The following is a 7214-nucleotide window of genomic DNA, read 5'->3' on the forward strand; positions in this document are numbered from 1 at the left end:
GACAATCTGCTGACCTTGAACGTCAACGTCTACTACACGCGCGTGCGTGACTATCAGAATGTCACCAGCGAACCCGATGCGACGTCGCCGACCGGCTTCAGCTCGCGCCTCGGCAACATTCCGGAGATTCGTGCGGTCGGCACCGAGTTCGATGCAGCTGTCCGCGTCACCGAGAACCTGCAGTTCACGGCCGGCGGGGCATACAACGAAGCCAACTACACCGACTGGTCAACCGCGACCTGCCCACGGTCGTTCCCCTCGTCGGTGGTGGTGTGCAACAACACGGATCGTCAAATCGTGGGTGCGCCTCGCTGGACCGGGATCTTCGGCTTCAACTACCAGTTGCCGTTGGCCTCGGGATTCGGCGCGCATTTCTTCGGTAATCATATTTATCGTTCGCGTCACAACCTGGAGCAGCTGCTGTCGCCCTATGGCGAGCAGGCAGGCTACTCGCTCACGGACCTCGGCGCAGGCATTACGCATGAAACCCAGTCGGCCAAGTATGAGCTGAGCCTGGTCGCCAAGAACGCGCTCGATACCAAGTACACCACCAGCGTCAACGACTTCAGTAACAGCGCGCCGGTGGGCTACGACGGCATCGGCCCGCGCCGCTACGTTGGTCTGATCCTGCGCTCCAGCTTCTGATAGGACATCTGTACATGAAAACAATCAAACTGTGGCCATTGGCCAGTGCCTTGCTGGCGTTCGCAGCGAGCGCCGATGGGCTGGTCGCGCCGGCCATCGATGGCGTGGTTTCCGCGGGCACACCCATCGTGCTCATCAAAGAAGGCTTCCAGGGCACGGAAGGGCCGATCGCGCTACCTGATGGCTCGGTGGCTTTCACCGAGGCACAGATCAATCAGATCACTCGGATCGCCGCAGACAACAGCACGTCGCCATATCTGCAAAACAGCAACGGTGCGAACGGCCTTGCGTTCAACGCTGCCGGTGAGTTGGTTGCAGTGGTGACCGGCAAGCCAGGTATCGCCGTGCTGGCACCTGCTGGGCGTGAGCGTGTACTCGTCGACAAGTTTCAAGGTGCGCCGTTGAATCGACCGAATGACTTGGTCGTCGACCAGCGCGGCGGTGTGTACTTCACCGATCCGGGTCCGCGACCCGAGCCAGGTAAACCAGTGGTGCCGACAGCGGTGTATTACCTGCCGGCCAAAGGCGAACTACAGCGTCTGGTCACCGATGTTGAGCGGCCGAATGGTATTCAGCTCAGCCCGGACGAAAAGACTTTGTACGTCGCCAACACCTTCGGCGATCACGTGCTTGCGTACGACGTGAACAAGGATGGCTCGGTCGGCAAACGCCGCAACTTCGCCAAGCTCGACGGCGTGACCAAAACCGAAACCGGCATCACCAGCGGCGCGGACGGGCTGGCAGTGGATGCGAAGGGCCGTTTGTATGTGGCCACGACGCCGGGCGTTCAGGTGTTCGATGCCAAGGGCAAGGCGCTCGGCACCATTGCGTTGCCCAAGGCGCCGCAGAATCTGGCGTTCGCGGGTGAAGGCAAGCAGACGTTGTATGTGGTGGGGCGGGGCGCGGCGTACAAAATCGCCGTGCTCACTCCCGGTTTTGCTGGTCGGGTGAAGTAGTAGCAGTCGGAGCGCGTTCGACAGTGGCTGGACTGATCGAACGCGCTCCGGGCTGGCGGCGTTAGTTCTTCGCCGGACGACACTCCTTGTCGCCACGGTCATGGCGGCCACCGTCGTACCAGTCGCGAGCATCCTTGTCCTTACGCTTGCCGCCGTCGCAATCGAGCAGCGGGGCGGTGTGGATCACGATGAACTCGTTGTTGTCCGGCACGCCGAACTCACGGCCGGCCGAGCCTGGATAGTTGTTGTCGTTGATCACCAGCAAGCGATTGTTGTCGAGCACCAGCACGTCTTCGATGGTGGTGAACGGGAAGGTGAACACGGTCTTCGCCTTGCCATCGCCGGCAACGTCGCGCGGATCGTAGATGTTCATCAAGTCAGCCACTTCTTCTTTGATGAGCAAGCCGTTGGCGTCGACGCTCTTCAGGTCGATTTTGTAGATGCGCTTGAAGCGCGCCGGGTTGGTGAAGCGCACGTCGCTCGCGTCGCCCTGGCCGCTGTCACGTTCGATGATCAAGAACTGCGTGTCGGTCAGTGCCGTGAAGTCGCCGATGGCGTTGCTGGCGCTTTCCATCGGATAGGCGAAGGTCTTGCCGGTGTACTTGCGGTCCTTGAGGTTGAACTCGTTGATCAGCAGACGTTCGCGCACCGGATCGCCAGCGACAGCTTTCTCGAGCAATGCGTACAGCTTGGTGCCGCTCGCATTCAACGCCATGCCTTCGAAGCCGCCCGAGTCCGCCAGATTGGCGGGCAACGTGCGTACCGGATTGCTCACCGCTTGAATCAGCGGATTCACTTCCGAACCGCCGAGCGTGCTGGGCAGCTTGCGGAAGTTGGGCAACGGAATCGGCGCTTCGAGCACACGGCCTTTGGAGTCAGTGTGGATCAGGTACGGACCGAACTCATCGCCGAACCACAGCGTGCCATCGGGCGCGCGACGAATCGATTCGATGTCGAAGTCCGAACCGGTGAGCAAGCGATTGGCCTTGATGCTGGGATCGACCGGAATGGCAGCGCCGCCGCCCACTGGAGTGCTCGGATACACGGCGCCGTCGGCGACGATGGCGAACGGCACGCGATTCCACGGATCGCTCAAAGTGATGAAGCTTTCCGAAGTGAAGTCGCTCAGCGTCTCGCCGGTGAAGCGATTCACTGGCGCAACGGTGCCCGCTTCGAAGTCGGGGCGAACCGCATACACACGCAGCAGCGCGTCGTTGGAGTTGGCCTTGTTGCCGAAGCCGTTATCGGACATCACCAGGTAGGTGCCGTCATGCGCACCGGGCAGCACGGCCGAGAAGCCTTGCACTGGCTGCTTGTTGATGAAAGGAGTGACGACGCCGTTGCCGCCGGTAGCGAATTGGCCCGAGGTGGGGCCGGTGGAGAAGCTGGCACTCGGCAATACGGCGCGCTCGAGCAGTTCCGCGGCCTGTACTTGAGTAACAGCGAACGATGCAGCGCTGGTGGCGAGGCAAGCCACGGCAGACCGCAAGAGATGATTTTGACGCTTCATTGTGTCGACTCCGGCGCGCTCACGCGCCGACCTCGACGCGTTGGACTAGCGGCGGCGACATAATCGTGGGGTCGTATTTCTGTTCGATGACCGGAATGCGACGGTTCGGCATTTGCGCGCCAGCGCTGCAAATTCGCATCTGAAACGGTCATGCCCCGTAACAGGGCTTCACCGCCGGAGTTACATGCAGGTCACAACGCGGCCTCGGCAGGCATGGCGGTCACTAACGGACCCGTTTTCGGTCGTGGCCAGGTTAGAAATCGATCACATACGGTTCCATACAATGTAAATAACGACATGGCATTTCGCCGCGTGAGCTCGCGTCGCTAGATTGCGCCGCCTGTAGTTTCATTGAGGAAGAATTGCCATCATGCGTCGCGTCTCTGCTGCGGCTTTTGTTACTTTGTTGAGCGCCCACTCGATTTCGACATTGCACGCGCAGGAAGTAGATGCGAATGGAGCTGGCACCGATGCCGGCGTCATTGATAGCGTCGTCGTGCTCGGCACCGCTCGTGAAAACACCACTGCGTTGACCAGCACCGCGCCGGTCGACGTCATCACGCCTGAACAGTTGCGTGAGACGGGCGCCGTCACCGTCAACCAGGCGCTGTCGAAACTGCATCCGTCCTTCAACTTCCCGCAAGGTCAGAACGCGGTGAAGGGGCAGGGCGTCCGCTCCGCCTCATTGCGTGGCGTCGGTCCTGCGTACACGCTGGTGCTGGTCAACGGCAAACGTCGTCATCTGTCGGCACAGCTCTCCGGCACCGATCCTTGGCCGGCGGCTCAGGTCGTCGACATCAACACCATTCCGGTCAACGCCATCGAGCGTGTAGAAGTCCTGCGTGACGGCGCTGCCGCTCAGTACGGCTCCGACGCCATCGCCGGCGTCATCAACATCGTGCTGCGTAAAGACTCCTCGGGCGGCGAGCTCAGCGGCCGTTACGGCGGCTACAGCGACGGCGGCGGCGACACCTATCAGTTGCTCGGCAACGCGGCCACCAGCCTCGGCGAAGACGGCTTCGTCAATGTCAGCATCGATCGTTTGAAGAACGACAACGTCGATCGCAGCGAAGCCGATTGGCGTCAGCTGTTCCCGACCGGCGATTCGCGCAACCAAACGTACGACAAGAAGTACGGTCAGTGGGGCCAGTCGGATCGCGACAACTGGACCGCGTTGGTCAATGCCGAACTGGGTTTGAGCGACAACGTGCGCGCCTACGGCTGGGCCAACTATTCCGATAAGTCGGCGATGAACTACGTCAATCCGGAGCGCATCGTCAAAGCCAACACCAGCTCGCCGACCGCCACCAATCCGAACCGCGTTTCTGAAAACGCCGTGATTCCGATTTATCCGAACGGCTATCAGCCGAACATGACTTACAAAGCCGAAGACATCGCGGCCGTCGCCGGCGTGCGCTTCGACAGCGACACACTGGGCAATCTGGATGTCGGCGTGTCGTTCGGCCAGAACGAAACCGGCCGTTACACCGACAACACCATCAATCCCAGCTATGGCGTCAACAGCCCGACGTCGTTCTATCTCGGTTCCTGGAAGAGCCGCACCACCAGCGTGACCGCGGACTACACCAAGGATCTGGAGTTGCCAGGCTTGCAATCGACCGTGTTGTCGTCGGGTGTGCTGTATCGACACGAGTACTGGGGCACCGCCGATCTGGGCGACGCTGCCGGCTACACCAGCGGGCCGCTCGCCGGTCAGTCGGTCGCTTCGTTGTATCTGCCGGGCGGCATCTACGCTCAGTACGCCTCGCTGTTCCCGAATGCCAACTTCGCCACCGACACAGCCTCGGGCGTAATTGCGGCCACCGGTTCGTCGACTTCCGGCATTCAGCCGATCGACGCCGGCTCGGTGACGCGTAACGTGTACGGCGGTTACGCCGGCCTCGACTTCACCGTGTTCGATAAATTGGACCTGGGTTTGACCGCGCGCTTCGAGGATTACTCGGACTTCGGTAACACCACCAACTATCGCCTGACGGGTCGCTACGAGTTCATTCCTGAAGTCGCTCTGCGCGGCACGGTGAGCACGGGCTTCCATGCACCGAGCCTGGCGCAGCTTGGTCAGCAGTCGACCGGCTACACCAGCACCTTCACCAACAACGGCTCCAGCATTCTCACGCCGGGCCGCACCCGTCTGTTCCGCTCCAACGATCCGCAGGCGGCGGCCTTCGGTGCCAAGGCGCTGGATCCGGAAGAGTCGACCACGTTCTCGTTGGGTGTGGTGTTGCGTCCGACCAGCAGCAGCTCGGTGACCATCGATGCCTATCAGCTCGATGTCGATGATGTCATCACCATCACCGACACCATTCAGGGACCGAACGTCACTGCAGCGTTCAACGCCATCGGCCTGGCTGGCTACACGCAAGCGACGTACTACGTGAATGCGTGGGACTCGCGTACACGCGGTATCGATCTGGTCGGCCGTCAGCAGTTCAACTTCTCGGCCAGCACACTGGATATCACTGCGGCAGCCAGCTTCCTCGACACCGAGGTCACCAAGCTGAACCCGCTGACCAACATCGGCACGTCGGCGGTGATCGGTGCGTCGCGTATTCGCGATGCCGAGACCGGCATTCCCGAAAACAAGTACATCCTCAACGGCCGTTACAGCTTGGGCGCGTGGTCGGTGGATCTCACCGGCACGTACTACGACAGCTACACCTACAACGTCGGCACGGTGCCGGGTGTGGCCACCGCCAACGGCAACATCGATCAGGAGTTCTCGCCCGAGACTTACATCGATCTGGGCTTCGACTATGAATTCAGCGCCGGCCTGCGCCTGAATCTGCTGGTGCAGAACGTGTTCAACAAGTACCCGGACAAGTACGTCAACGGCAACCGTTCCAGCGGCATCAACCCGTACTCGTTCATCGCTCCGAACGGCGCCTCGGGCCGCTTCATCCAGGGCGGCGTGACCTTCACTTTCTGAGCGCAACACACTGAGCCGCAAACTGAGCTTAAGTCATGAGCAGAGCCCTCTTTAGCAAAACGTTTCTGTCCGTATTGGCTGCCGGCTATCTGTTAGCCGGCGCCAGCTCGGTGTCGGCGCATCACGCGTTCGCCGCCGAGTTCGATGCCGATAAGCCCATCGATCTGAAAGGCAAGGTGACCAAGATCAAGTGGGTCAATCCGCATAGCTGGCTGTACTTCGACGTGACCGAGCCGGGCGGCAAAGTCACCAACTGGGGCGTCGAGTTCGGCGCGCCCAACCAGCTCGCCAAACTCGGCCTCACCAAGGCCGACGTGGCGCCGGGCACGGAAGTGAAGATCCGCGGCTACCTCGCCAAGAACGGTGGTCCTTTCGGTTACTCGGTGATCGTGACCTTGCCGGACGGGCGCACGTTTCAGACTGGCGGTGCGCAAGATGCTCCGGCCACCACCACCGCTGCCTTGATTCAGTGAGGCAGACGATGCGTGTAGGGATGAGAGGGGTTGCGGCGTTGTTGCTCGGCGGATTGCTGACCAGTTCGCTGGCTTTAGCAGCTGCGCCAAAAATTCCGCGACTGAAAAGCGGCAAGCCGGATTTTTCGGGCATCTGGGAAACCACCAGCTCGGCTGATTATGACTTGGAACCGCACTCGGGGCGTATCGACGCGCCGCCGAGTGCCGGTGTGGTGGAAGGCAAGACCATTCCTTATCTGCCGGCCGCGTTGGAGCGCAAGAAGAAAAACTTCGCGGCTCGCGACAAGGACGATCCTCGACTGAAGTGCTGGACGCTCGGCACACCTCGCGGCATCTATTACCGCGAGCCGTTCCAAATCCTGCAGCGTGATCGGGATCTGACTTTGGTGTTTCAGTTCGGCCATTCGGTGCGGACCATTCACACCAACGGCACGTTGCACCCGGAAGTGACCGACAACGAGTTCTATCTCGGCGATTCGCGCGCTCATTGGGAAGGCGACACGCTGGTGGTCGACGTGCGGGACTTCACCGAAGACACCTGGCTGGACCGCGCCGGCAATTTTCATAGCACCAAGCTGCACGTGGTCGAGCGCTGGACGTATCTCGATGCCAACACCATCGAATACCAAGCCACGTTGGAAGATCCCAACGTGTTCTCCACGCCCTGGAGCTTGAGCGTGCAG

Annotated in this window: 6 protein-coding genes; 5 read left to right on the top strand and 1 reads right to left on the bottom strand. The window is 60.9% G+C overall.

The window, feature by feature from the left end:
• Together JNL55_RS27895 and JNL55_RS27900 are read left to right on the top strand one after the other, a co-directional pair.
• Window positions 1–645: TonB-dependent receptor domain-containing protein (locus JNL55_RS27895; protein WP_293862427.1), on the top strand; the 645-nt coding region annotated here is incomplete at its 5' end.
• A gap of 14 nt (window positions 646–659) precedes the next feature.
• A complete protein-coding gene (locus JNL55_RS27900) occupies window positions 660–1601 on the top strand; it encodes an SMP-30/gluconolactonase/LRE family protein (protein ID WP_293862430.1) in 942 nt (313 codons plus the stop codon).
• Between the two features lie 61 nt (window positions 1602–1662).
• On the opposite strand, the gene JNL55_RS27905 is transcribed toward JNL55_RS27900, so the two are convergent.
• Window positions 1663–3111, bottom strand: a complete 1449-nt coding sequence (locus JNL55_RS27905) for an esterase-like activity of phytase family protein (protein WP_293862433.1) — start codon at window positions 3109–3111, stop codon at window positions 1663–1665.
• 370 nt (window positions 3112–3481) lie between these two features.
• On the opposite strand from JNL55_RS27905, the gene JNL55_RS27910 reads away from it, so the two are divergent.
• From JNL55_RS27910 to JNL55_RS27920, 3 genes are all read left to right on the top strand, one after another.
• Window positions 3482–6058 (top strand): TonB-dependent receptor, encoded by a 2577-nt coding sequence (locus JNL55_RS27910; RefSeq protein WP_293862436.1) that lies wholly within the window; start codon window positions 3482–3484, stop codon window positions 6056–6058.
• Between the two features lie 35 nt (window positions 6059–6093).
• The gene (locus JNL55_RS27915) at window positions 6094–6531 is read left to right on the top strand and encodes a DUF6152 family protein (RefSeq protein ID WP_293862439.1); all 438 of its coding nucleotides are present in this window, start codon (window positions 6094–6096) and stop codon (window positions 6529–6531) included.
• Between the two features lie 8 nt (window positions 6532–6539).
• Window positions 6540–7214, top strand: a 675-nt coding sequence (locus JNL55_RS27920) for a hypothetical protein (protein WP_293862442.1), incomplete at its 3' end; no start/stop codon positions are given.

The sequence above is a fragment of the Steroidobacter sp. genome (assembly GCF_016790065.1).
Taxonomy (GTDB): Bacteria; Pseudomonadota; Gammaproteobacteria; order Steroidobacterales; family Steroidobacteraceae; genus Steroidobacter.

What these genes read in the sequence shown, in the direction of transcription:
- JNL55_RS27900 (WP_293862430.1), top strand. Translation starts at nt 660, where the DNA reads ATGAAAACAATCAAACTGTGGCCATTGGCCAGTGCCTTGCTGGCGTTC.
- JNL55_RS27905 (WP_293862433.1), bottom strand. Translation starts at nt 3,111, where the DNA reads ATGAAGCGTCAAAATCATCTCTTGCGGTCTGCCGTGGCTTGCCTCGCC.
- JNL55_RS27910 (WP_293862436.1), top strand. Translation starts at nt 3,482, where the DNA reads ATGCGTCGCGTCTCTGCTGCGGCTTTTGTTACTTTGTTGAGCGCCCAC.
- JNL55_RS27915 (WP_293862439.1), top strand. Translation starts at nt 6,094, where the DNA reads ATGAGCAGAGCCCTCTTTAGCAAAACGTTTCTGTCCGTATTGGCTGCC.